The organism is Pelorhabdus sp. sgz311001 (assembly GCF_055901755.1).
Window position 1 is genome coordinate 362,746 of record NZ_JBVXUT010000002.1, and the last position, 25,494, is coordinate 388,239.

Consider the following 25,494-nt stretch of genomic DNA (forward strand, 5'->3'; position numbering starts at 1 on the left):
ATCCCCCTTATACCCGGCCATAACTGTCTTCAAAGCGAACAATATCATCTTCGCCTAAATAATCGCCATTTTGCACTTCAATAATCTCCAAAGGAATCTTCCCAGGATTCTCTAACCGATGCTTCGTCGAACATGGAATAAAGACGCTTTCATTCTTATGGACCATCTGCTCGGCTTCACCAACCGTTACCTTGGCGGTCCCGCCAATCACGACCCAGTGTTCGCTACGATGATAATGAAGTTGCAAACTCAGTTTCTGTCCTGGTGTTACAACAATCTTTTTCATCTTATAGCCAGGCCCTTCGCCCATGACAGTATAGCTGCCCCAGGGGCGATACATGGTCGTATGCTCTGTTGCTTCTTTGCGTTTTCGCTTTTTCAATTCCGTAACAAGATCCTTCACTTGCTGGGACTCCCCTTTACGGGCTACTAAAATCACATCATCGGTCTCTACTACCAGCAAATCCTCAAGACCAATTCCGGCAATCAGTCTGCTGCGAGACATCAGCAGCGAATTGGAACAATGCAGCGGCAGACAATCGCCCTTTATGGCATTTCCCGCTTCATCCTTCTCCATCACTTCATAGATCGCATCCCAGGAACCAATGTCATTCCAATAGGCCGTAAAAGGAATTACCACGACACGCTGTGATTTTTCGGCAACAGCATAGTCGATGGAAATATTCGGCATGTCCTCGAACCGATTCACAAGTTCGTCAAACGGTAGCGCCATTAGCGCCGAAATTTCCGTCTGATAAGTTTTAAATTCATCGCCAATGCAACTAGCGGAAAAAGCAAACATTCCTGAATTCCAAAAATAATTTCCTGACGCTACATAGGCTTTCGCTGTTTCACTGTCAGGCTTTTCCTTAAAGGCTTCCACCAAAAAAGCTTCGCCAAAAGCAGCGCCAGCTTGGACATAGCCATAACCCGTTTCCGGTTTATCAGGCCGAATACCAAAAGTTACAATTTTTCCTTGCTCTGCTAGCGTTTCAGCCTTCTGCACCGTTGCCAAGAAGCTCTTGGGCGAACGAATAATATGATCCGATGTGGAAATAAAAATCGTTTCATCCGCAGCAATCTTCAAAATATCAGTGCAGTAGCGTACTGCTAAGGCAATAGCTGGCGCCGTATTGCGAGCGACAGGCTCTAGCAAAACATGCGCTGCTTTCGCGTCACAGGCAGCCAGTTCAGACTGCACATGGTGCTGATAGGCGCTATTTGTGACAACTAAAAGATCTTCCGGTTGTACAATTTGCAAAAAGCGCTTTACTGTTTGAGCGAGCAGCGACTGCTCACTATCAATCTGCAAGAATTGCTTTGGATAGCATTCCCGCGATAAAGGGAAGAGGCGCGTACCGCCGCCTCCTGCCAAAATAACGACTTTCATAACCAACTGCCCCTTTTCAATGAATTATACCGTATGCTTACGCCACCATTGGAGCGTTTCTAACAGACTTTGCGAAAAATCATACTGGGCCTGCCAGCCAATAGTCTGACAGAGCTTTTGATTGTTTCCGACAAATAAAGGAACTTCCGAAGGACGAAACCGCTGTGAATCCACCTTGACCGTAATCGGCACAGTAGCATACGAAACAAGCTCTTGTAAAATGCTCTCAATGCTTCTGGCCTGACCGGAGCACACATTATAGATTCCCCGTGGCGCCGTCGTCTCTTCCACAAGGGCTATATACGCAGCAACGACATCACGTACATCAGAAAAATCCCGTTTCGCGCTTAAATCGCCCACATAGATCACAGGCTCTTTGCCGCGTTCAATCGCCGCAATTTGAGAACAAAAATCACTTACCACAAAGCCGAGCCGCTGCTTCGGTCCAAAATGATTAAAGGGACGCACATGAATCAGCGCTAAATCGTCCTTTTCCGCTAGCTTTACAGCAAGCTGGCCTGCTGCGAGCTTACTGATCGCATAAGGATTCTGCGGCAAACAAGGCGCCTCTTCCGTGAGGGCTTGGCCGCTTTTCGCGGTTAAGCCATATTCTTCACTTGTACCAATCGTTACAATTCGGCAGGCCGGACAAACGGCTTTCACGGCCATAACCAAATGAACCGTTCCTAAAGTATTCACAGCAAGCGTTGCCGCCGGCTTGTCCCAAGACAGCTTAACCATACTTTGCGCTGCCAGATGAATGATAGCATCAGGCTGAACCGTACGCAATGTCGTACAAAGCGAATCGTAGTCAGTAATATCAAAGAACAGAGATAGGGCCTCACCTAGCCCATTTTGTTCTTCGGCATCTTTTCCTGCCGCAAAAACCTGATGGCCTCGAGCCTGCAGACCTTGTACCAAATAATAGCCGACGAAGCCGCTTGCTCCCGTAACTAAAATTTTCATAATTCCTCCGCTATTCCTTGGCAACACGCGCCAGATCGGCATCAACCATCATATGAATCAACGCTTCGAGTGAAGTCTTAGCTTGCCAATTCAAAAGTTTATGAGCTTTTTCCGGATTTCCCAGCAATACTTCTACTTCCGCCGGACGATAGAATTTCGGATCAATTTTTACATACTCTTCATAATTTAGACCAACATGGTCAAACGCGATTTTGCACATATCGCGCACTGTTGTCGTTTTGCCTGTGGCCACAACATAATCATCAGCTTTTTCCTGCTGCAACATGAGCCACATTGCTTCAACATAATCACCGGCAAAGCCCCAGTCGCGTTTTGCATCAATATTGCCTAAACGTAGTTCATTCTGCTTGCCGAGCTTAATTCTAGCAACAGCATCAGTCACCTTACGCGTAACAAACTCAATACCGCGTAGTGGCGATTCATGGTTAAAGAGAATGCCTGTACACCCAAAAATATTGAAGCTTTCGCGATAATTAATCGTAATCCAATGACCATAGAGCTTGGCAACACCATAGGGGCTGCGCGGATAAAAAGGTGTTTTTTCACTTTGCATGGGTTCTTGAATCAAGCCAAAGAGTTCGCTGGTAGAAGCTTGGTAAAACTTAATGGAAGGATCGGTCAAACGAATCGCTTCCAACACATTGACCACGCCGACGCCAGTAACTTGAGCCGTTAAAATCGGCTGCTCCCAAGAAGTTCCCACGAAAGACTGCGCACCCAAATTATAAACTTCTGTCGGTTTTGCCATTTGAATCGCCCGAATCAGCGAAGATACATCCGTCAAATCGCCTTCAATTAATTCGACCTGATCGGCAACACCTAAAAATTGCAACCGCCAGTCAGACGGTGTACTGCGTCGCGCTACAAAGCCATAGACCTTATACCCTTTGTCTAATAATAACTTCGCCAAATAGGCGCCGTCTTGTCCCATAATTCCCGTAATTAACGCTGTTTTCATATAAACCGCTCCTCTACTATAGGTATTTTGACTTTTTCTCCGTAAAATTGTGCCATTTTTCTTCTACATAGCTTAAAAGTTCCGCATCAAACCGTTCAGGCCGAAACGATAATACATGGTCACGGCAGGTTTGCGGGTCAATGCGCTTGACTGCTTGCTCAAAATGAGCCACAGCTTCGATTAACGCCGGAACAGACTGTTCATAGAAAAAAAGACCTGTCGGCTTCGCTGTCGTAAGATCAGCCACAGTTTCCATCGCTCCACCCTTGCCAAAAGCAATAACTGGCGTGCCGCAAGCCTGCGCCTCTAAGGGAGCAATACCAAAGTCCTCTTCCGCAGCAAACACAAAAGCCTTCGCTCGTTGCAAATAGTCCTTTAATACGGCAAAAGGTTGATAGCCGAGCAAAGTTACATTTTTTCCTGCTTTTGCCTGTATTTTTTTATAATCAGGCCCTTCGCCAATCACGAAAAGCTGTTTATCAGGCATCTGTGAGAAAGCTTCTACAATTAAATCAATCTTTTTATAAGGAACCATGCGGGAAGCCGTCACATAGAACTCTTCCTTGGTCTCATACAAAGGAAAGTCCGCTACATTAACAGGCGGATAAATCACCGTAGCGGTCCGGCGATAGGCCTTATAAATCCGACGTTCAATAAAGTGTGAAATAGCAATAAACTCATCAACACCATTAGCAGTACGGACATCCCAATTTCGTATATAGTGCAAAATCCCTTTGGCAATCCAGCCCTTCAGCCCTTTATCAAGACCGCTTTCTCGCAGATACTGGTGCTGTAAATCCCAGGCATAACGGATCGGCGAATAGCAAAGACAGATATGCAGTTGGTCCGGGCCTGTTAAGATACCTTTGGCCACAGCATGGGAGCTGGAAATCACCAAATCATAACCTGACAAATCAAACTGCTCCACAGCCAGCGGCATGAGCGGCAAATATTGACGATACCGTCGTTTCGCCCCAGGCAGTTTTTGAATAAATGAGGTAACAACAGGCTTATTCTGAATAAAACCCCGCTTGTCTTTCGGTAGAAAGTCAACAAGACTATATAAATCGGCCGCCGGAAAGAGCTTTAACATTCGTTCTAAGACTCGCTCCGCGCCCGCGTAAGTTACCAACCAATCATGAATAATTGCAATACGCAAAGAAGAAGTCATTTTCCCCCTCCTTGCCAATCTGCTATATTCCGCCGATATATCTGGGCAGTAAGGTCAGCAGTCTTTTCCCAAGTAAAAGAATGAACTCGCTCTTTCCCTCTCGCCCGCAACTCCTGTTGCAAAGAATCATCAGCCAATAATTTCTGTATGGTTTGAAAAATTGCCTTTGGCTGATTCATATCAACTAAAAGTCCGGCATCGCCAACTACTTCCGGCAAAGAAGAAACGTCAGAAGCGATGACAGGAGTACCACAAGCCATAGCCTCCAATATAGGAAGGCCAAAGCCTTCATATCGCGAAGAAAAAACAAAAATTTTAGCCAGTTTATAAAAAGAAACCAGTTCTGCTTCACTGACTTTGCCAACAAAGTGCACGCGTGATCCGCTCTTATTGAGCTTTGTAAACGGAATATTTCGCCACATGCCGCCTACAACCACAAGATCACAAGCCATTGCCTCGGCAAACTCTTCATACATTTGCAATAAAGCCTGGACATTTTTCCGCGGCTCACTTCCGCCAATTGTCAAAATAAAAGGATTGTAAATCTTCCTGGCATTCACAATTGCCGCAGCCTGGTTTTGCGTAATATTAGCGCCGAAATTGGCATCGCCGCCTAAATAAACAACATCAATTTTTGATTTGACGCAAGGGAAAAATCTCACAATTTCATCACGGGAAAACTTAGAAATTGTTAAAATGTGATTCGATCGTTTCACAGCCATATTGATATAAAAATGATAATATAAGCGTTCCATTGGAGTAGGTAAATAATAGTTTGCCAAAACCAGCGGAATAATATCTTGAATCGTAGTCACGACAGGACAATCCATTTTATAGGGAATTCCATAATTCTTCGTACAATGAAACAATTTCACATCAAGATGATTCATTTGCTTCGGAAGTAAAACATTTTCCCACCACAATCGTTTGGCAGCTCTCCCCATTTTCGTAAAAAGGGACCGTCCGCCAAAATTACCCATTCCGTCATTTACCCTAACCATTTCGACATTAGGAAAATACTTAGGAACCCTTGTCGCTATTTCATGGGTATAGCGAGAAATGCCAGTATAGGGAATCGCTCGATCATCAATAGCAACTCTTACAAGACTATTGGGCAAAGTCATTACAAAACCCTTTCTCTTATTGCGCTTTTTTATAAAACAGTTCCATCACTGCTGATAAGTTCTTTAAAGTATTTTCCCAAAGCACCAAATCACTTAAATCTCGCTCCTGCTGCGATAAAGCAATGTTCGTATCTAGCTTTAATAAATCACGAACTCTGCATTTAAATGACAGCGGATCATCTTCAATAAAGACGTTAGGCAATGATAAATAAGACTCATAGCCGCGAAACGCCTTCGAGGTCGCAACAATCGGTTTGCCTGTAAGAATGGCTTCGGCTGTTTTTAAGTTAGATCCTTCGCCATGCGTAATCGGCAATACAATGACTTTTGCTAGAGCAAGCAAACTGCTAAGATCTTCCGGCTCTAACATTCCAACTAAGTCAAAGCTGCGTTGAAACATGCTCTGATAGCAGCTATATTTTTTATGGGACTGCAGTAAAGTTCCTACGCCGCCGCCAATAATAATTTTCATATCTGGTGCAAGATAGGCGCTGTGGGGTCCAAGCATAGTCATAAACCCTTCGGCATTAGGCGGAAACAGCGACCCGATAAAAAAGGCGCATCGATATTCGGCATACCGACTCTGCCATTGCAATAAATTCGCCGCTGGCGCCGGACGATGAATCCCATTAGGACATACAAACACAGAAACCTCTGGCCTAATTTGCCGAAAGTGATTGGCATTTTCATCGGTTACAGCAAGCAGCGCATCACAATGCTGCACAAAATCCGCTTCCATGGCCTGCGCTTTAGCATAAATTGCTTCGCAAAGCTTCTGTTCAGTGCCGTCAATCATCAAAACCATATGTAATAAGTCAGCTTCTATATTCTGCGAAGAATATACTAACGGGAGCGCTTGGAGCGAGGGATTTTCCTCGCGTACTTTTTTTATAAGCGGCCATAACCAGCACTGTTCAATCATAATCAAATCTGGTTTCAATTCCGTTAGCTGCCGCACAAACTGATTATAAGTTTTCTCGGAATAAGAAAAATACTCCGCACTATCCACATCAGTCGGCCTTAATCCCCGGCTTTGCGCCCACTCAAAATACTCTGGCGGAAGAATATAATCGCCGCTATCGGTCTTTCCGCCAGGATCAAAAAAATAAGGATAGACGGCAATATGCGTCACCTGATGACCGGACTTTCGTAATATATCCTGCATAGCCGCAACACGTAACTGTCCGCCATGCCTTGGCTTTCTTACTGGGTAAGTAGCTAAGTGAACAATATGCAACGGTTTCCCTCCTTAAAGAGCGCGAATATTTTCTATAAACTGCTGACAGCCTTCGTCCCATAAAAAAGGAACATATTCTTGCTTAATTCTTGCTTCTCGTTCTTTAAGAAGAGCGTCATCCTGCAAATAGCGTTCGAGAACCTCTACCCATTTCATCGTATCGACAGGATCTATAAACTCAGCAAAAGAAGCGCCAGCTTCCGTCAACGAAGCGGCATTCGATGAAATACATACCTTACCGTATGCTAAAGATTCGGCAACAGGAAGTCCCCACCCTTCATAGTGGGAAGGAAAAACGGTAAAGCGACAATTTTGATACAGCCAGCCTAATGCTTGATCAGATAACCCATGGCCCCAGCGAATATACTCTGGATATAACCGAAAGTCCAGTTCAATCCGTTTAAATAAATCATCAACAGTCCAGCCTTTCATTCCTACAAACACAACAGGCAGAAGACTGTCTTTACACTTACGATACAACTGACGCCAAGCTTGATAAATCAACTCATGGTTCTTTCGCGCTTCAATGGTGCTGACAAACAAAATAAATTTTCCAGGCTGTAAATCCTGAAACTGTGCAGGCAGTTCCTCTTGCGATCCGGCAGCTGTTGCCGCAATATCTGTTCCCAAGTGAATCCGTCGCAACACGCGTTGTTCAATTCCCATTTCCCGAATAAACTGATCAACATCTTTCAAGGTATGATCTGATATGCAATAAAGTTCATCAGATAGCCAGAGTAAATCCACTATCGAAGCTAAAAAAGTCTGATGCATGCCATTACAGAATTCAGGGATCAAGTAAGGAATTAAATCATAGACTACGCTACATACTTTAAAATGAAGTTTCTGTTTCTCTTGATATAATTTGCGAACAGGGAGAAAGTCCCACATCAAGCCAACATTAATATAAACATCGCCTTCTTGAAAGAAGTGCCAATGCTTTGATGGCTTGTGCGAAGCCTCAGTTTGTTGTTTGCTAGTAGTAAGCGGTGCTTGTTTTTTCTGCAAGCGATAGGTCTGAACCGCACGCAGAAATTGAACCGTCGTCAAAGCAAGCTGCTTAAAATGAGGCGCAATTTCCGGCGGAAGTTTATGATAAATCCGTTTCGCCGTAGCTTTCAGCGAGTATTTAATTCTACTTTTAAGCGATGGTTTCGCAAACTCAGGCACGCTCGCAGCCTGAGTAGGTTGCTTACCGGGAGTCTGACTTACGCCAATCGTCGATAGCACAAAGCGAATTTCATCGTGGCTTACTTTACAAAAACGCCCTTGGCCTATATCAAAACGGCAGAATTGAAAGTCTTCCATATTATGAGCTAAAAGGTATTTCGCTATCATATATTCTGTTCGTACAATTCCGACAGGCTGTCCGCCCTGAAAACGAAAGCAGGTAGTCACATCTAAATATTTTGTCGCCATTTACTAAATCCCTTTCCTCTGACTAACGGATGAACTTGCGGATGAATTGGCCCAATCTGCGAAGTGGGCGAGTCATGCGCCAAGAACGACTCATTGTCAGGCTATAATAATGATGATATACTTCGGCAGCAATTTTTTCGTTGCGCACTGCTCTTGCTTCCGCTTCCAGCGCTTTCGCTTCCACTCGATTGATATTTTCTTGCAAACGCATTTCCATCTGCAGCATTTTATTTGATAGACTTTCATCATAACGTTGCGCTAAAGCAAGGATCGACATACCATATTCTTTGGCAAAAAGGTCCTGCAACAGCGCCGTATCCTGGCCCTGCGAATCTTTTTGCGCAATAATTGCGCCATCAGGACTTACGCCAAGTAAAAAAGCCTGCAACGAAATATCTTCCCGTCCGACAATGGCTGGATCTTCCTGGAGCCGCAGCTCTTTGATCCGAGAAAAGCCACTATACGTTGCTAAAAATGTAAGTAACGATAACGGCAAGGGGCGCTGATGCGTCGGATCAAGATAAAAGCTATTCGTACCAACTAATAAATTTTCACAATTAGGGGTTTCCAAAATCAGCAAACCGCCAGGCTGCAACACCCGCAAAGCTTCCTTCATAAGAATCTGCAGTGATTCAAAAGAAATATGCTCGACAAAATGAAACGCCGAGATCACAATTCGGCTTGCATCAGGCTCTGCCTGCAAAAAAGCAATCGCATCAGCTTGCGAAACAGAATAAGACTTCTCCCGACAAGCTGCCAACATGCCTTCGTCCAGATCAACACCATGAGGCATAAAACCTTGCTCAAGCAGCAACTCCATCCATTCGCCTCGTCCGCAACCTAAGTCTAAAGCACTGCGACAAGAAGACAGTTCCGTCAGTTGCACTAGAAAAGGCAAATAAACGCTAAGACGTTTTTTGATAAGCTGTCGATCACCGCGATAAGTTTCTTCAAAAGCGCGATATATGGTCATGGCCTCTACCCCCGCTCAATGCGAAAAGCTGCATCTAAAAAATTAGTTCCAATAAAGGTATCTTTGTCAACATTCATTACATCAAAAACAATCAAATTATCAATCCACTCAAAATTACCTTCCAAGTGCGTATCGCCGCTAGTCAACGCCGCCGTAACCGAATAAGAACCTGGACCTAACGAGCAGGTAAAAGGAGTTTTAAATACAATCGTTTCCCCTGCTTTAGCATCCTCCACAACCTGCTTTGTATGCCAGGTATTCGTTCCCCAAACTACATGGCCCGTCCGATCTCGCAGCATATATCCCAAAACCAGGCGAGGAATATCTTCATTTATCTTCGCTTCTAATTCTAACATCACTTTTTCGCCGACAGGAACAGCTGCCATTTCTTCGCCATTTCGTACATTTAACAACCGAATCTTATGAATCACGGCTTGTAGCGTTCCCGAACGTGTTTGCAGCCAGCCATTCGAAGCAATGCGCTGTTCTACCGTAAAGCTTTCATTTTCCTTTTGGGCAAGTAGCGCATTATAGTAATCAACTACCTCATCAGGCTTACCATCCCGTAAAACCGTTCCCTTATCAAGTAAAATGACTCTGTCGCATAGTTCACGAACATCTCCCATATTGTGGGTAACAAATAAGATAGTGGAACCCGCTTGTTTAAACTGACGGATTCGGTTAAAGCTTTTATGTTGAAAATAGCTGTCGCCCACAGATAATACTTCGTCGACAATCAAAATATCAGGACGCATAGCTGTGGCCAAAGAGAAAGCCAATCTCGCCTGCATCCCGCTGGAATACGTTCGAAGCGGCTGGTCAAAATAACCGCCTAGTTCAGCAAAGTCTTCTATTTCCGGTAAAAGATCTGCTAACTGTTCGCGTGAAAACCCCATTAAACCGCCCGCTAAAAACACATTTTGCCGCCCTGTTAATTCCGAATTAAAGCCCATTCCTAGCTCTAAAATAGCACTGATTCTGCCGCAAAAAGAAATATTTCCCTTAGTGGGACGAACCGTTCCCGTGATTAATTTTAATAAAGTACTTTTTCCCGCACCATTTTGGCCAATTAAGGCTAAGGCCTCACCTTGCTGTAACGAAAAAGATACATCGCGAACCGCCCAATACTCTTTTTCTGGTGTAATAGCGACACCAAACCAATGCAAAAAACGATCGAGGGTGCGCTTATATTTACGATAAGCCTTACCAATATGATCTAACGTTAAAACTGTCGTACTCATAACTCATCCACCAATTCCGCGCTTGCCCGCCGAAATAAAAAGAACGCAAGCACAAACAAAAATATTGCCAAAAGAAATGGCATGACTAAGCCCTGCAGAGACGGCCAGCGATTAAATAAAAGAGCATCCTGATAAATGCCGACCAACGGAACCATCGGGTTTAAATGCATGAGCCATTGAAAGCGCGCTGGCACAACATCCGCTGTATAAACAATTGGCGTCGTCCAAAACCAGATTTGAAAAACAATGCCCATAACCTGACCAACATCGCGCCAAAATACATTTAAAATCCCTAAAATGACGCCTAAGCCAAATGCAAACAGCGAAATCAGTAAAACGCCCAAGAGCAAGGAAAGACAAGCTATTCCAGGAAAATGGCCAAAAAGCATAAAAATAAACGCCATCGCAATCAATAGCAAAATATGATTCATCAGCGCATTTCCCCATACAATAATGGGCAGACAAAGCCGAGGAAAAGAAATCTTCTTTAAGGTACCAGCATACTCCACGAAAATAGAAATACAGCGATTCGTAATTTCAGTAAACAATCCCCAGCCAGCACTCCCAGCCATCAAATAGATGGGATAAGCCGCCTTCGTCGCTGCACCGGGTATTTTTGCGCCTAATATTTCTGCCAAAACAACCGTAAAAATAGCGGCTTGGGCCAAAGGATGGAGTATACACCAAAATGTTCCTAATTTCGAACGGGCAAAGCGATTTTTTATTTCTCCGACAATGGATGCCGCAATAAAATGCCTGTAGGTCCACAACGACTTAAGCATAAATATAAATGATCCTCTTTTCTACAAATTCCCCATATTTATTGAAGCGTAAAATGAACGGCCCGAAACACTAAATTGCGCGTTTCGCCTGGAACAGCTAAAGGGTTCGCATCAGTTGAAAAAGAAACCCGATTGCTACCTGGTTGCAACTCAATTTTCTGTTGCCACAAAACAGGTGCTGCATCGATGGTCAAAACATCGTCTATCCCCGACCCCCAAAGTCGTAAATTTGCTTTTTCGGGGTTACCGGACACAAATTGAGCACGAAGAACCACGTCTTGTTCACGCGCCCCATGATTTACTAAGTAAAATTCACCTTGCTTGGCCAGCCATCGCCACTGCGTCTGACCGCCTTGCTCCGTATAAGATGCGCCGCTTTGCCAAAGCACGGTCACCGTGTCAGGCATTTGCTGCGCTCCCTCTGTAGTAATTGTCAAATGCTCTATACTAAACTTTTCAGTATTTTTATGATAATCATCCATGTAGTCAGGAGCCGCAAAAGAAAGTACATTCACTCCTGGCTGCAATACGATTTGCTTCGTATAGCCTGACCCGGCTTTGTCCACTAGCATTTGATCTACTGTGGACCCGGCAGTGATCGTCAAGTTTCTTGAGACAGCTTTAGTCGTAATAAATAAATCTACTAATACCGGCACATTCTGATTTGAAGGATTAAAAATATAGCAAGATCCCTGAGTAGCAAAACTATCTGCTCCGTCAGCAAAGTGACTGCTCCTCGCCTTAAATCCTTCACCCCAGCTAACCTGAAACGGCAGTGGTGATTCTACTTGACCAGCCACTGCTGGAAAGTGATTTTCTAACGAATAAAAAGCCAAATGCTTATCAGTGCTTTCCAGCGGTTTTTCTCCTAGAAAATTCGCGAGCTCTTTTTCTAAAGCAGCCGCTTTATCAGGATACGCTGAGCGATTAATATAAATACCGCCAAACCCCTGCTCTTTGATTGCTGCAACAAATTGTTCAACAGGCAACTGAACAACTTCCTTCTGCCATTTATCAGCCTCTCTACCGCGAAAAGCGCCATAGCTCCACCGCAGCGTCTTCGATTCCAAATAGGCTTTCAAATGATCATAGTCCTGCATTTCTCCAACCGGCAGACTTTCAAAAAAAGGAACATAGGGCAGCTGGAAAATCATAGTACCTTGTGGCACCGAAGCTTCTACCTCATGAATAAAATCAGCATAGACTTTTTGATTTTGAGCATAGGCTAAAGGCGAAAAACGCGGATTCTGATCCCAAATTCCGCCAACAAGTAAAATACATAAGACAAAATAAAACAAACTTTGCCGCCAAATAGAAACCGCATAGCGTCGATAGACAAAGTCCAGAAATAAAGCCACTGCCGTCAGTGAAAAGAAGCCAATCCACAGACTAATCCTATTATACCCCCGAATAAAAGGTGTTAGCAAGAGAGCAACCAATGAGCCAAATGAACCAATTTGCCCCAGAAAAAGCGCTGAAAATGTCAGCAAGGTCCAAAACCGGTATTTCTCCGGCAACGGATAACGAAGCATGCTGCGAAACAAAAGAAATAAGAGGCCGCAAAAACCAATACTCCCAATCAAGCCAAGTGACGCCATACCATTTTCATTATTTAAGGGATATAGTTTATTATAGCGTTCTCTGAGTTCCTTAAATGGCAAAAACCGATGATCTGTCACTGGTAACAACAGCTGGGCTAACTTTAAACCGTAAAGTTCTGAATCACCAGGGCTGCGTTGAAACACTTCAGAGTTTTTACCATAAACATGCTGATATACGACAGAGGGAACCACTTCTGCCGCAAAGCCTGTCGTAATAATAGCAAGCAAAATTGCCATAGAAACTAGAACTCGTTTTTCCCGCTTTTGAATAAAAGCAAACAGTCCAGTGACTAACAAGAAAAAGCAAGAAAAAAAACCGTTATAGCCTGACGTAGAAATAGCTAGGCAAATCAACACAGCAGCAATTTCCCGTTTTTTTCTGAAAGACCATCGCCAAGCCGCCTCACTTTTATCATAAACAAAGAACAGCGGCTTTTCCAGGAGCCAAAGCATTACCAATACAATGCATGGTACTAATTGATACGTCGAAAAAGCATAATGCAGCTCCCCGCGCAAAATATGAAAAGGCAAAAAAGCAAAGAGCAAACTTCCCACTAAGGCACACCCATAAGAAAGCTTTAGATAGCGAAATACATAAAGCGATGTCAGGGTAACCATGGGGAAGGTCAGCAAAAAATACAAATTCATGGCCACTGCATAATCGGGAACAGCATAGCCCAGCAGCTTAATCATAAACCAGTTGACAACATCAATAAATGGCAATTCATAAAAATAAGCACCAGTAGGCATGCCAATCGAAGGGTTATAAAGAAACCAGCCGTTTTCCAGCATGCTTTTAATCGTAGCCCCAATAAATAAGCCGTCCCAATAATAAGTAAAGGGGACCTTTAACGACAAATGGCGAAAATCAAAAACAAAAAACATCGCTCCAAAACAAAGAAATAGCGCAAAAAAATACTCTAGTCCCCTGCGCCGGGCCATAAAAAACTCCTTCATGCCAGCCTCCCGTAAAACAACTGCTTAAAATAAAAGCTTTACTATACTTAAATTATAAATTACTTACAGCAATACCAATCATAATGAATAAAACGCCAAGAATTTTATAAAGTGTTAACGATTCCTGAAAAAAGAAATAACTGCAGAATAAGATCAAAATAAAGGAACAACTCACATAAGGATAGGCTACACTCAGCGGCAACTTAGTCATCGCCGCCATCCATGATAGAGACGCAGCAAATGCGCCGACTACAGCCGCCAAAATCCAAGGATTTAAGAACTGCCGCAGTAAAAAAATAATTTTATCGATCGGTAGGATTGGCATAGGCCCAGCAAGACTCATCTGCCACTTGATAACAATCTGAGCAAAGACAGTGCACAACACAGTAATCAAAATATATACATAACTCACGGGACACGCTCCATCGCTTCTAATTCTTTTGCCAGACGAGAAAACCGCTCCTGCCAGCTTTCTTGTTGATGCTCCGCCCGCAGTAGCCGCATCGTTGGATACCAAGGTGAATCTTCGCGGTCTTGCAGCCAGCGCCATTCGCCAAGAGCTGAAAGCACTGTAATCACTGGCTTACCTAACGCGCCCGCCAAATGAGCTGTCGACGTATCGATCGAAATAATGAGATCCAGATTGAGCATAATCGCCGCTGTATCGGCAAAATCAGTAATCTCCCCTGATAAATTGATCATCGGAAGACCAGCCGGCTTCTCCGACCATTGCTGTTCCCCATCGCCCTTTTGCAAACTGTAAAGCTTCACATCAGGCCGTTTGGCAAAAGCAGTTAAGGGCGCCAAGTCCCGAATATGACAATCCTTATGGGAGTTTCCTGTCCAGATCACACCGACTTTCTTTTCCTGAATGCCACGAAACCGTGCTTGCCATTCGCCAACCAGCTCCCGGGGCGGATACATATAGGGAACCAGCGCCGGAATCGTAGTCAAAGTAGTTCCAAAAACATGAGGCAGTGTCATAAGCGCTACCGACAAATCATAATCTGTCACTGTCATGGTATTCACTACAGCATCAACACCAGGCAAGCTTTGAAAAAGTCTTACCAAGGGCTCCTGACAAGCTAACGTCACATGACCGCCGCGAGCCTTCACCAGCGGGAGGTAGCGAACAAAATGAAGTACATCGCCAAGCCCTTCTTCACAGTAGACAAGTAGTTTTTTCCCAGAAAAAATCTCTCCCTGCCAGGCGGGAATCACGTTAAACCGCTCATAGAATTCTTGACGCTGGGGCCGTTTTTTACGCCACTCCAATTCTTTGAACCCTTCCCATAGATCACCAGTATACAGTAGCGCCTCTAATAAAAATCCATGATAATCTACATTCTCCGGTTCCAAAACCAAGGCCTGTCGGAACAAGGAAATTGCCTCATCCAGGTCCTGATAATAGCGGCGAATATTGCCGAGTTCCGCATAAGGTTCCGCCAAATCTGGTTTCAGAATACTTACTTGATGAAAAATCGCTGTCGCTTGCTCATACTCTTTATGATCTTTGTACATTCTAGCTAAAAGCAGGCCGACTTCCCAATCTGTCGCATCTTGCTGCCAAACACGCTCTAATAAAGAGCGTCCTTTCGCGATATTTTCCCGGGAAATATAATAAATTCCCAAAATTCGGCATAACCTACTGTCCTGCGGCTGTAAGACAAGGGCCGCTTCATAAGACTTGATAGCAGCAGCTTTATCGCCAAGCGATTGATACAACAGACCCAAATTGGCATAAATGGTAAAGTCTTGGGGCTTGCTTGGCAAAATTTGTTTATAAAGTTGCAGCGCAGCTTGCTTGTTACCTGCCTGCTGCTGCTGAACAGCTCTCTGATATAATTTTTGCCAGTCCTTCATAAATCCTCCTAATACAGCGCCACAAAACCGCGATCACCGAGTTTATTCACAGGCTGCGGCACCAAAGCCTGACAAGCTGTAATCGCCCGCGAATCAATCTTTTGCTGGTCTTGCCATAGTTCGATCTGCAAAGCTTCCTGATCGTGTGAGAAAGGGAATTCGGCAAAATGGAAAATAAGCAGGGCCTTACCGGATTCCGGCAGTACCGTTAATTGAGGATTTTCCCGTCCACCAATGACCTTTCCTTGCCGATTGCGTACTAAGAGGTTACAGCTTTCTTGCTCACTCGCAACCGCTTCTAACCAATAAACAATCGTAAAGTTGAGCTTACAAGGAAACTGCGGCGACACAATTTTCGAAAAAATCCCGCGACAATCCAGTTGTTCTGTAAGCGTATTATATTCGGCTTGATCACAAAAAACACTATGCATAATTTTCATCTTTTTACCTCCTTAAGCGCGCAGCAAAGCCTGTAAAATCCGCTCTTGTTCTACGGGCGGCTTTTGCTGAAACATCCGATCAATTCGCTCCGTAAATGCACCAGAATGAATGAAAGCATTATCGAGATCGACAATGGCTCCAATTAATATATCTTCATTAAGCGGCTGCTTCAACACCGCACAATAGCCAACAGCAAAAAACTGTAGCGCCCCATACAAGAAGGCCATATTAAATAAAGCACCTTTCCAACCCATAAAATAAAAAGACTTCTTTAAAACATAATTGACAAAGTAATGCTCAAAAATATGATCCAGTTCCAGCAGCTTCGGCTCACAATAAGAGTTCCTCAGCAGCGCAAAGGTTTCTAAAGGGACTGTCATCTGCTCAACGTCACGGTGCGTTGCCTGCACCGCTTCCGCCATGGTCTGTGGTCGATTTTCTTCATGGATTGTGCGAAAAAAGAAGGTTATCATATTCTTAAGCCACGCCGTTTCCTTGGCACGTTCCTGACAAAACTGTAGCAACTCCTGTAAATAGCAAGCATAATCATGGTCAGGAACAGCGCTTGTTTGGCGGATACTAGCGGCAAAAACTGCCTCAATTTGCGCTTCGCTCTGTTTCTCACCTTGTTCCAATGCTGTTTTTCCAAGTCCAGTGAGAAAGTTCATCACCCGAAACAGCCGTGCCACAAAAGGAATATCCCTATCCTGCAATAACGCAATTAATTTCTCTTCGATCACATAGTAGTAGCGATTCAGATTCGAGCTCGGCAGACGTTCCGGCCAGTAATACTGGCTGCGCTTGGGTGCTAGAAAGGCGAACGAAGAATTTTGGAATTCTTCCACGGAAACCGTAATCTTATCTTTTTGTCGCAATAAATTGGCCGCGGCTTTACAAGAAAAATCGAGAGCAAATTCTAAGCCTCGCGGCGAAGCAAAAATCTTCCGCGGATAAACTTTGCACGTATCTGACAAAAAGTCTGCCCCTAATTCTTTTTGATAAGTACAAAGATTTTCTTCCGTCAAAGCGGCGCAGCGCTGATTGACGAATTTGACCACAGCATTACCATCTTTATTCACTTCCATCTTCTGCGCAAATTCTTCTTGTCTGTTTTGTGCTTCATAAGCCGTTCTTACTTTGCCATAAGTATCCTTATCAATATCAATGCGCCATTTTGCTAAGCAGCATTCACCACATTGCTGACACTGAAATTTAGCGACATAGCTTGGCACATGCCATAATTGATTGGTTAGTCTTCCCTTTTTTCCCTCCATGGTAAACTCCCTCCTGCGATCCCTACTCGAATCTAGGTTTCCTGTTTTATTTAGACTAGCGGCCCCAATAAGGCCCACGGCTCTGTTCCGCGTTCCTCGCGCAATGCCACAAACGTATCCATTTCACTAAAATTTTGTAAAACTTTAATATCTTCTATTGTGCGGCTTTTCGGCCAAACAAATTGGATCCGATGGGTTTTCTGAAAAACTTGTAGAAAGACATTTGTTAAATTTTCCTGTTGACGCGGCGGCAGCTTGCATAAAATATAAAGACCTTGCCAATCACCTTGCGGCATCGTTTGTAATAGCTGCGCCAACATCGCCGCTGTCCGAATGATTAGCACCCGCTGTCCTGTCTGATCTGACGTAAGCTGCTGAGCTGTCATCATTCCTTCTGTCACAGTAAGCCGATCAGCCACTTCATTTAGCGTCTTTAAATGATTGCTTGCCCTAAGACTATTCTTATCAGGTACAAAGGAAAGAATAGTTGCTTCAGGCCATAAGCGGGCCGCACCAACGGCTTCATAGCTATCGGTACTATCAGCAAAAATAAACTGATCCGCAAAGGAACACTGCTGCAGTAACTCTTGCAATTCCTGTTCATAAGTGCCGAGAATTTTCGGGCAGTAATGTTTATCCATCGGCTGTATAAAGTAAGTCATGTCTTTAAACGGACCGTGTTGTACCTTCTGCTGGCACTGCTCTAAAAGATACTTTTCAATAAACCGGCGGCGATATTCCAAGCCGATGGCAAAAAGTCCGTCAATCACCTGCGGTTGCTCCGCTGCCGCGCCTATTGGCAGATTTTTTACTTGAGCCATAAGATCCTGTAGACTATCAATCGGTAGGGTAAAGGCAGGTTCACGCTGCTGCAGTCGTTCCCAATCGTTCTGCCATTGGGCGTTATAAGGTGGTACAAGCTCTTGCAGAAGCTTTTGCAAACCTCGTACGGCTCGTTCCCACGTTAAGGACTGAACTGCCTCATAGCCTTGCTCAGCTAGCTGTTCCTGCAGCTTCCGATCTTCTAATAACCGGATCACCTGCTCGGCCAGTTCTTTCGGTGCATTCGGCGGCGAAACTAGGGCCGTCTGTTCATGGACCGCATATTCACGAATCCCCTTGCTATCTGTCGTAGCAAGAGCACAGCCGCAGGCCAAAGCTTCCGCGCCAGGCAGGCCAAAACCTTCATTGACACTAGAACTGATAAAGACAGACTGCTCATTATAAAGACGAACAAGCTCTTCTTGGGGCGGATTCTGCACATATTCAACCCACTCAGGCAATCCCTGTGGTTTTTCTTCGGTACTAATCAAGGTAGCCATTAGTTCCGGGAACCGCCGTTTGGCAATCTGCAGCGCCTGTAACCCGTCACGGCCGCCTTTCCAGGGCACAGAATGAAACATCATTCCTACCGCATAGGGGTTACGATCTTGCCGCGGTTTTATGCGGCGAAAACGAGAAAAGTCAATGCCATTGGGAATATAGTCAGCCACTGGGGCCGATTTTTCCTGCAAAAGTTCACCCAGCCATTTCGACACGACAATATTAGCCATACCCAGGCGATACGTATCATGAACAATTTGCGGCGGCGTACCGCCAATGGATTCCTCACCTTGAATCAAATACGCTTTCTTTCCTTTGCTGGCGGCAAGTTCGGCAACTGGCTTGGCCGTGGCCCAAGCAGTTGCAATCGTCACATCAGCATCACGAACATATTTATCTTGAATTTCCGGGATCACTTCACAGCGAAAAGCTGGCTTCTGGCTAAACCATTCCGGTAGAAAGGGCTGTGGCCAATCCTGGCGAAGAAAAGCAAATAAAAACGAAACAAGCTGCTCATTACTGAAGTTCCAGCCTGGCAATAATACGCTGTGATATACAGTCACATCATGACCACGCTTGGCCAATCTTTCGGCATATTCATAGACAATACGATAGCCGCCTGATGGTACAAGAAAGGGCCGCGGCAAAACAAATTGAATCTTCACAGTGTTTCCCCCTTAAGATGATATGCAAAACAAGCAGGCTCGCTGCAAAAAAGCGAAGGCCTGCTCGTCCAGTTACTTCTTGGCAGACAGCTGCGCCGCAACTGCTTCCAATAAGCCGATCTGCTCTGGCAGCAGACGGTCAAAACTATATTGTTCTACTACAAAATTCCGGGCATTTTTTCCAATCCGTTCCCGCAGCGCCCGATCTGTCAAGAGTCGTTCCGCGCTGTCGGCGATAGCTGTCGGCGAATATAAATCGGCTAGCAGCCCCGTTTGTTCATGAGCCATGACTTCCCGCACTGGCGCCGTATCGGAACCGACAATGGCGCAGCCGCAGGCCATCGCTTCTAATATCGACCACGACAGCACAAAGGGTTTTGTTAAATAAATATGAGCCATTGATGCCTGCAACACTTTAATATAATCGCCAAAAGGCAGCCAGTCAATAAAATGCAGGCGCGACAAATCAAGATCGAGCTGCTCCAAGCAATATTCCTTATAGGTTTTACCATCAGCTCGCTTCGGATCATACTCAATCGTATCACGGCCTACGACAATGCAGTGCAGTTTCGGCCGCCGCTTTTGCAGTATGGCCAGCGCCTCCATAAACTGCGGAAAGCCTCGCATGGGCTCCATGCCCCGCGTCGTATAAGTAAGAAGTTCAGCATCTTCCGGTAAAGCGACTGACAGCGCTGCTCTCACCGCTGCTTTATCGTCAGTGGGGCAGCAAGTGCTTGTATCAACTCCGTCATGAATGACGCGAATTTTATAGCCATATTCGGGCGGCAACAGGTTTGCCTGCCATTTTGTCGGTGTAATACCAAAATCACAGGAAAAAAGATCCTGCAGAAAAGCCGCATTGCCGGAACGAATTCTGAGCCGCTCTGTTTCATCGAGTTTTTCTGGTCCGGTAAAAGCAAACTGCGCTCCTTCGGCACGGTAAAACATTTCAAAATAAGACACGAGTGGCACTTTAGGCAACAAATCTTTCATATATAAGGTCGCGCCAAAACCCGAATGACCATAGATCAAATCAGGCATAAAACCGTGTTGCATAAGTTCCGCTACTTTCCGATAAGCTGCCTGCCCTTGAAGCACTGCCGCTTCGAAAGGATATAAGAAGGGATGAGTTGCCGGATTGACCGGCCTTGCCGCCTGAAACGCAATCCGTTTCACACCAGGAATGACCAGCTCTGGTTTGACTGGCAACGAGCCGAATACAACTTGATGGCCCCGCGCCGTAAGAGCGCGGGCGATATGAGGAAAATGGCCAGGAAAGGCATTATGAAGCAGTAAAATGTTCATGAAAAAAACCTCCCTTGATACGCTGCCACAACCGACTCTAAGAAACGATACTGACGATTCAACATGGTCGTGAGATCATAGCGATCTAAAATCGTCGCTCTCGCCCGAACCCCCAGAGCCTGACGTTGAAGCGGATCATTCAACAATTCTTCTACCCGATCCGCGACTTCTTGAGGTTTGAAAAAATCGGCCAAAATACCGTTCACGCCGTCATTAATCATTTCTGTAACAGGCTGCGTATTTGATGCTACTAAGGCGCAGCCAAAAGACATGGCTTCCATCATCGACCAGGACAAGACAAAGGGTCTTGTCAAATAAACATGTACCGTCGAAGCCTGCATAACTTGACGATACAGTGGATAATCAATCCGTCCCGTAAAATGCAGGCGCTTACGATCAAAATCGAAGCTTTCCAAGGCTACCTGCTTGTAGCTCTTGCCGCTCGGATGGGGTGCGCCATAGGCAATCCGCTCGGCGCCAACCACCACAATATGACAGTGCGGCCGCCGCTTTTGCAAGAGCGACGCCGTTTTCATAAACTCCAGAAACCCGCGGTAGGGGTCCATGCCCCGCCCGACATAGGTCACGATCTCCTGGGCTTCTGACAAGTCTAGCTTCAAATTGGGCAATACCAGTTTGGCGCCAGGCTTCGGCGTACAAACTTCCGTATCAATCCCGTCATGAATCACCTGGATCTTCCGCACATAAGGATGGGGAAACTGACTTTGCTGCCAATAGGTCGGCGAAACAGCCGCATCGGCTGTATAGAGGCCCTGCACAATCGCCATATTCTTCGTCCGCAAACGGCAAAGCTCATCAGGATCGAGCGGCTCAGTCCGGCCAAAATCGACATCACTGCCGTGAGACTGATAGAACCATTCAAAGTAGCCCACAAAAGGTACATTAGGATATAAATCCTTCAAATACATTTCAGCGCCCCAGCCCACATGAGCATAAATAATATCAGGCGTAAAACCTTCTTGTTTCAATTGTTTCGCCGCACGGTAGGCAGCTTCGCCTTGCCGCACCGATTGGTCAAGTGATAACAGATAAGGATGCGTTGCCGGTGAAGTTTTCCCTTTGTTTTGAAACAAGACTTTCCTCACACCAGGCAACTGCCCTTCTACCCGCTCTGTCAAATAGACAATTTCATGAGTTCCTTGCTGTGCTAACGTGTAAGCCAGCCGTCCAAACTGGGCCGGAAAGTTTTGATGAACAAATAAAATCCGCATGAAACCACTCACTTTTCTAGTAACAATCTCGCTTAAGCCTGCTGCTTATTTTGCTGCTCATAAAGCTTGGCGTATTCACCAGCTTGAGCTAAAAGCTCTGTATGACTGCCGGATTCTACAATCCGACCTTTATCCATCACAAAGATCACATCACAGCGTCTCACTGTAGATAAACGATGAGCAATCAGAATCGTGGTCCGACCTGCCGCCATCTCATCAAGATTTTCCATAATAATCCGTTCTGATTCATAGTCAAGAGCACTAGTGGCTTCATCAAAAATCAAGATTTTCGGATTGGTCAAGAGCGCTCTAGCGATAGCAATCCGCTGCCGCTGTCCGCCTGATAACAACGCGCCGCGTTCACCAACTGGCGTATCATAGCCTTGCGCTAATTCCTGAATAAATTCATGAGCGCCAGCCACCGTAGCCACACGAACCACATCTTCCATTGTTGCATTGGGATCAGCTACAGCAATATTTTCCTGAATGGTGCCGCCAAAGAGAAAATTCTCCTGCAACACTACGCCAATCTGGCGACGCAGCCAGGCAGGCTCTACCTGCACTAGGTCAACGCCGTCAATGAGAACCCGACCCGCTTCGGGAATATACAGCCTTTGAATGAGTTTCGTTAAAGTACTCTTACCAGAGCCGGAACGGCCGACAATCCCAACACGCATCCCTGGTTGAATCTTCATTTCTACCTGACGCAGCGTTTCACTGCCGTCAGACCGATACCGGAAGGTTACGCGATCCAGTACGATTTCACCAGCAATAGCTGGTAATGTCGTCCTAGCTGGGTTGAAAGCCGGTTCCGGCGTTTCATTCATAATATCGCCCAAACGATCCACCGAGACCATGGTCTGCTGAAACTGTTGCCACATATTGACGAGTCGCAGCATGGGGGCAATCACTTGTCCAGCCATCATCTGAAAAGCAATCAATTCGCCAATAGATAGTTTATTTTCCATAACGGCGTGAGCGCCAACCCAGAGAATCGTAATTGTAAAGAGATTCTGCAACAACGAACCAATATTCCCGGCAATATTACCCACATTGATCGCCGCAAAAGCCGTTTTCGCATAACGCGCCAAAAGGCCTTCATATTTATCAATAAATTCTTTTTCTACAGCCTGGGATTTCACGGTATTAATGCCTGTGACCGCCTCAATCAAAAAAGATTGATTTTCAGCGCCCGCCAAGAACTGACGGTTCAAGCGGGATCGAAGGACTGGCGTCACTAACACGCTCAATAAAATGTATAAAAAGACCGTCACAAAGGTCACAATACTTAAGATACCACTATACGAAACCATGACCGCTACATAAACGACGGCAAAAATAATATCAAGCACTAGCGTCAAGGCCGTACCGGTAATAAACTGGCGAATCGTATCAAGCTCTTTTACACGCGATACAATATCACCGACCTGCCAGGAATCAAAATATTTAATCGATAAAGCGCTGATTTGGCGAAAAAGCTGACTGCCTAGAGTGACATCAATTTTATTTGTCGTATGAGTAAACAGATAGGACCGCAGTGCTGTCATCCAGGATTGAAAGAAACTGACAAAGAACATACCAAGCAGCAATACGTCAAGCGTATTGGAGCTATGATGAACTAGCACCTTGTCGATAATCACCTGCGTAAATAAGGGACTTGCCAAGCCAAAAAGCTGCAGCAAAAAAGACAAGACAAGAACCTGAGCAAAAAAGCGCTTGTAACGCATCACGACAGGTAAGAACCAAGAAATACCGAAACTTCGCACCTTTTCCTTCAAGGCAAAGCGTTTGGCTAAAAGAACAATCTTGCCAGTCCAAACCGAGTAAAACTTTTCGATAGAAACGACAAAAGGCTGCGGCTGACAAGGATCAGCAATAACGACTTTCTCGCCGTCAGTTTGAATCGCCACAGCATACTGCCCATTAGTCAACTCGACAATGGCGGGAAGGGGCAGTTTCGGAAAGACGGTCCGGTCTAGTTGCAGTTCGCGCGCTTTAAGACTTAAATCCTTCGCCGCTCGCAGCAGCGTCACCATATCCATCCCGCTGGCTGATACGACATAAGCGCGGGCTAGCTGCTCTTTCTCTGCCGCTACGCCCAGAATTTTTGCCGCAATTACCAAAGATTCGAGGGCTGTGTCAATGCGGCGCTGTGTTTGTTGCTGTTGTTGTGCCACCACGATTATCTCTCCCTCAAAGCTTCACTCTGATACTTGCGGAACGGATCTAAGAAAAACTCAATAATCCGTTTCTGGCGAATCTTAATTTCTGCTGCTACAGCCATGCCCGGTCCAAGTGGAACCTTTTCATCACTGACCAGCACTTTATCTTTGTCTAACGTCAAAAGAACACGATACTTTTGATCTCGTTCCTTATCACGTTCATCACTAATCGCATCAGGACTGATGTCACTGACAACGCCTTGGAGCGTGCCATATTTTTGGAAGTTAAAGGTATCTACTTTCACTTCAGCTTCCTGACCTACCTTGATGAACCCAATATCCTTATTTGCAACCCAAGCTTCTACCGCCAGTGTAGCATCATCAGGCACAATAATCATTAAAGGCTGTGCCGCTGTAACTACGCCGCCGACAGTATGTACAGCAAGCTGGCCAACGCGCCCGTCAACCGGGGCAACAATATGGGCCAGACGATTTTTTTCATCGGCTTTTTTCAGTTCTTCTGTATATTGCAGTAGCTGTTTACGATCTTCTGTTAGCTTCGTATCAGCTTCCTTATCATAAGTAGCCGACGCATTCGCCGAGCTATTACGGCTCACTTCCAAGGCTGCTTGATTCTTGGCAATTTCACCGGTCTGCACAACAATGGACTGTTCGAGCTGCATCCGCTTTGCCCGATACTCTAAATACTGAAAATAAGAAACGGCATTTTGTCGATAGAGCGCTTCTGTTCTTACTTCCTGCTCTCTCGCAATTTGCAGTTGCTGATCATATTGATCGCGCATGGCGCGAGCTGCGGCCACGGAGGCGGCGCTTTGTTCAATATTCGACTGTGAAGCAGCTAAATGAGTCTGCCGCTCAACCAGCCAGCTCTGATACAGCGCTTGTTGCGCTGCTAAATCCTTCGGATCCAAATCAGGATTCGGCTGAACCACGAAGGGCTGACCAGTCTTTTGCGCTGTCAACCGAGCAATTTCGAGATTGAAAAAGGCAATTTGCTTACGAATATTAGCAAGATCGGCCTCGGAAATCGTACGGTCAAGATCAATGAGCACATCGCCCTTCTTAACGGTCTGACCTTCCTTGACATGAATCTCTTTCACAACACCTTTATCTTCGGCCTGAATCGTTTTAACCTGGCCGATTGGTATAATCTTGCCGTTGGCTACAGCCATTTCATCGACATGACCGAGGAACGACCATAATAACCCTACAGCTAATAACACCATAATAGAAATCATCACAACACGACCAACCGGCGACGGCGGTGTTTCCGTCACTTCCAGCACGGCCGGCAAAAACTCGGTTTCCGTGCTGCTCAATTGTTTTTCGTCGCTGGATGTAAACCACTTTTTCATATTTTCGATCATA

20 protein-coding genes are annotated in these 25,494 nt (G+C 45.3%); all 20 read right to left on the reverse strand.

Annotated features, from left to right (window positions below; genetic code table 11):
- Positions 1–7 precede the first annotated feature (7 nt).
- The gene (locus tag AC0MXB_RS07630) at positions 8–1,390 is read right to left on the reverse strand and encodes a mannose-1-phosphate guanylyltransferase/mannose-6-phosphate isomerase (RefSeq protein ID WP_474039059.1); all 1,383 of its coding nucleotides are present in this window, start codon (positions 1,388–1,390) and stop codon (positions 8–10) included.
- Between the two features lie 24 nt (positions 1,391–1,414).
- The gene (locus AC0MXB_RS07635; RefSeq protein ID WP_474039060.1) at positions 1,415–2,356 is read right to left on the reverse strand and encodes a GDP-mannose 4,6-dehydratase; all 942 of its coding nucleotides are present in this window, start codon (positions 2,354–2,356) and stop codon (positions 1,415–1,417) included.
- 10 nt (positions 2,357–2,366) lie between these two features.
- On the reverse strand, positions 2,367–3,335 hold the full coding sequence (gene gmd / locus AC0MXB_RS07640) for a GDP-mannose 4,6-dehydratase (RefSeq protein WP_474039061.1): 969 nt from the start codon (positions 3,333–3,335) through the stop codon (positions 2,367–2,369).
- A 16-nt stretch (positions 3,336–3,351) separates the two neighbouring features.
- Positions 3,352–4,506 (reverse strand): glycosyltransferase family 4 protein, encoded by a 1,155-nt coding sequence (locus AC0MXB_RS07645; protein ID WP_474039062.1) that lies wholly within the window; start codon positions 4,504–4,506, stop codon positions 3,352–3,354.
- Positions 4,503–5,630, reverse strand: coding sequence for a glycosyltransferase family 4 protein (locus tag AC0MXB_RS07650; protein ID WP_474039063.1), 1,128 nt, complete (start codon positions 5,628–5,630; stop codon positions 4,503–4,505). The genes AC0MXB_RS07645 and AC0MXB_RS07650 overlap by 4 nt, the downstream gene beginning before the upstream one ends.
- Before the next feature lie 16 nt (positions 5,631–5,646).
- Positions 5,647–6,867 (reverse strand): glycosyltransferase, encoded by a 1,221-nt coding sequence (locus tag AC0MXB_RS07655; protein WP_474039064.1) that lies wholly within the window; start codon positions 6,865–6,867, stop codon positions 5,647–5,649.
- Between the two features lie 12 nt (positions 6,868–6,879).
- The gene (locus AC0MXB_RS07660; RefSeq protein ID WP_474039065.1) at positions 6,880–8,286 is read right to left on the reverse strand and encodes a glycosyltransferase family 4 protein; all 1,407 of its coding nucleotides are present in this window, start codon (positions 8,284–8,286) and stop codon (positions 6,880–6,882) included.
- Positions 8,287–8,308: 22 nt separating this feature from the next.
- A complete protein-coding gene (locus AC0MXB_RS07665; RefSeq protein WP_474039066.1) occupies positions 8,309–9,259 on the reverse strand; it encodes a class I SAM-dependent methyltransferase in 951 nt (316 codons plus the stop codon).
- Positions 9,260–9,264: 5 nt separating this feature from the next.
- Complete coding sequence (locus tag AC0MXB_RS07670; RefSeq protein ID WP_474039067.1) at positions 9,265–10,500, reverse strand: ABC transporter ATP-binding protein; 1,236 nt, start codon at positions 10,498–10,500, stop codon at positions 9,265–9,267.
- The gene (locus AC0MXB_RS07675; protein WP_474039068.1) at positions 10,497–11,282 is read right to left on the reverse strand and encodes an ABC transporter permease; all 786 of its coding nucleotides are present in this window, start codon (positions 11,280–11,282) and stop codon (positions 10,497–10,499) included. Before AC0MXB_RS07675 ends, AC0MXB_RS07670 begins: the two co-directional genes overlap by 4 nt.
- Positions 11,283–11,320: 38 nt before the next feature.
- Positions 11,321–13,840 (reverse strand): hypothetical protein, encoded by a 2,520-nt coding sequence (locus AC0MXB_RS07680; RefSeq protein WP_474039069.1) that lies wholly within the window; start codon positions 13,838–13,840, stop codon positions 11,321–11,323.
- Positions 13,841–13,892: 52 nt separating this feature from the next.
- Positions 13,893–14,252, reverse strand: coding sequence for an EamA family transporter (locus AC0MXB_RS07685; RefSeq protein ID WP_474039070.1), 360 nt, complete (start codon positions 14,250–14,252; stop codon positions 13,893–13,895).
- Positions 14,249–15,703, reverse strand: a complete 1,455-nt coding sequence (locus AC0MXB_RS07690; RefSeq protein WP_474039071.1) for a tetratricopeptide repeat protein — start codon at positions 15,701–15,703, stop codon at positions 14,249–14,251. The genes AC0MXB_RS07685 and AC0MXB_RS07690 overlap by 4 nt, the downstream gene beginning before the upstream one ends.
- 8 nt (positions 15,704–15,711) lie before the next feature.
- Entirely contained in the window at positions 15,712–16,143 is a 432-nt protein-coding gene (locus tag AC0MXB_RS07695; RefSeq protein ID WP_474039072.1) for a DUF6941 family protein, read from the reverse strand.
- Positions 16,144–16,155: 12 nt separating this feature from the next.
- Positions 16,156–17,418, reverse strand: a complete 1,263-nt coding sequence (gene fliB, locus AC0MXB_RS07700; RefSeq protein ID WP_474039073.1) for a flagellin lysine-N-methylase — start codon at positions 17,416–17,418, stop codon at positions 16,156–16,158.
- A 50-nt stretch (positions 17,419–17,468) separates the two neighbouring features.
- Entirely contained in the window at positions 17,469–19,406 is a 1,938-nt protein-coding gene (locus AC0MXB_RS07705) for a glycosyltransferase family 4 protein (RefSeq protein WP_474039074.1), read from the reverse strand.
- A 72-nt stretch (positions 19,407–19,478) separates the two neighbouring features.
- Positions 19,479–20,711 carry a glycosyltransferase gene (locus AC0MXB_RS07710; RefSeq protein WP_474039075.1) on the reverse strand — a complete coding sequence of 411 codons (1,233 nt, stop codon included), beginning with the start codon at positions 20,709–20,711 and terminating at the stop codon, positions 19,479–19,481.
- On the reverse strand, positions 20,708–21,943 hold the full coding sequence (locus AC0MXB_RS07715; protein ID WP_474039076.1) for a glycosyltransferase: 1,236 nt from the start codon (positions 21,941–21,943) through the stop codon (positions 20,708–20,710). The genes AC0MXB_RS07710 and AC0MXB_RS07715 overlap by 4 nt, the downstream gene beginning before the upstream one ends.
- 32 nt (positions 21,944–21,975) lie before the next feature.
- Positions 21,976–24,123 (reverse strand): peptidase domain-containing ABC transporter, encoded by a 2,148-nt coding sequence (locus tag AC0MXB_RS07720; RefSeq protein WP_474039077.1) that lies wholly within the window; start codon positions 24,121–24,123, stop codon positions 21,976–21,978.
- A gap of 2 nt (positions 24,124–24,125) precedes the next feature.
- Positions 24,126–25,493: an HlyD family type I secretion periplasmic adaptor subunit gene (locus AC0MXB_RS07725; protein ID WP_474039078.1), complete on the reverse strand. Its 1,368-nt coding sequence runs from the start codon at positions 25,491–25,493 to the stop codon at positions 24,126–24,128.
- Position 25,494: the final 1 nt, after the last annotated feature.

Excerpts from the sequence above, each read along its gene's own strand:
- AC0MXB_RS07630 (WP_474039059.1), bottom strand. The coding sequence starts at position 1,390 with ATGAAAGTCGTTATTTTGGCAGGAGGCGGCGGTACGCGCCTCTTCCCT.
- AC0MXB_RS07635 (WP_474039060.1), bottom strand. The coding sequence starts at position 2,356 with ATGAAAATTTTAGTTACGGGAGCAAGCGGCTTCGTCGGCTATTATTTG.
- gmd (WP_474039061.1), bottom strand. The coding sequence starts at position 3,335 with ATGAAAACAGCGTTAATTACGGGAATTATGGGACAAGACGGCGCCTAT.
- AC0MXB_RS07645 (WP_474039062.1), bottom strand. The coding sequence starts at position 4,506 with ATGACTTCTTCTTTGCGTATTGCAATTATTCATGATTGGTTGGTAACT.
- AC0MXB_RS07650 (WP_474039063.1), bottom strand. The coding sequence starts at position 5,630 with ATGACTTTGCCCAATAGTCTTGTAAGAGTTGCTATTGATGATCGAGCG.
- AC0MXB_RS07660 (WP_474039065.1), bottom strand. The coding sequence starts at position 8,286 with ATGGCGACAAAATATTTAGATGTGACTACCTGCTTTCGTTTTCAGGGC.
- AC0MXB_RS07665 (WP_474039066.1), bottom strand. The coding sequence starts at position 9,259 with ATGACCATATATCGCGCTTTTGAAGAAACTTATCGCGGTGATCGACAG.
- AC0MXB_RS07670 (WP_474039067.1), bottom strand. The coding sequence starts at position 10,500 with ATGAGTACGACAGTTTTAACGTTAGATCATATTGGTAAGGCTTATCGT.
- AC0MXB_RS07675 (WP_474039068.1), bottom strand. The coding sequence starts at position 11,282 with ATGCTTAAGTCGTTGTGGACCTACAGGCATTTTATTGCGGCATCCATT.
- AC0MXB_RS07680 (WP_474039069.1), bottom strand. The coding sequence starts at position 13,840 with ATGAAGGAGTTTTTTATGGCCCGGCGCAGGGGACTAGAGTATTTTTTT.
- AC0MXB_RS07690 (WP_474039071.1), bottom strand. The coding sequence starts at position 15,703 with ATGAAGGACTGGCAAAAATTATATCAGAGAGCTGTTCAGCAGCAGCAG.
- AC0MXB_RS07695 (WP_474039072.1), bottom strand. The coding sequence starts at position 16,143 with ATGAAAATTATGCATAGTGTTTTTTGTGATCAAGCCGAATATAATACG.
- fliB (WP_474039073.1), bottom strand. The coding sequence starts at position 17,418 with ATGGAGGGAAAAAAGGGAAGACTAACCAATCAATTATGGCATGTGCCA.
- AC0MXB_RS07710 (WP_474039075.1), bottom strand. The coding sequence starts at position 20,711 with ATGAACATTTTACTGCTTCATAATGCCTTTCCTGGCCATTTTCCTCAT.
- AC0MXB_RS07715 (WP_474039076.1), bottom strand. The coding sequence starts at position 21,943 with ATGCGGATTTTATTTGTTCATCAAAACTTTCCGGCCCAGTTTGGACGG.
- AC0MXB_RS07725 (WP_474039078.1), bottom strand. The coding sequence starts at position 25,493 with ATGATCGAAAATATGAAAAAGTGGTTTACATCCAGCGACGAAAAACAA.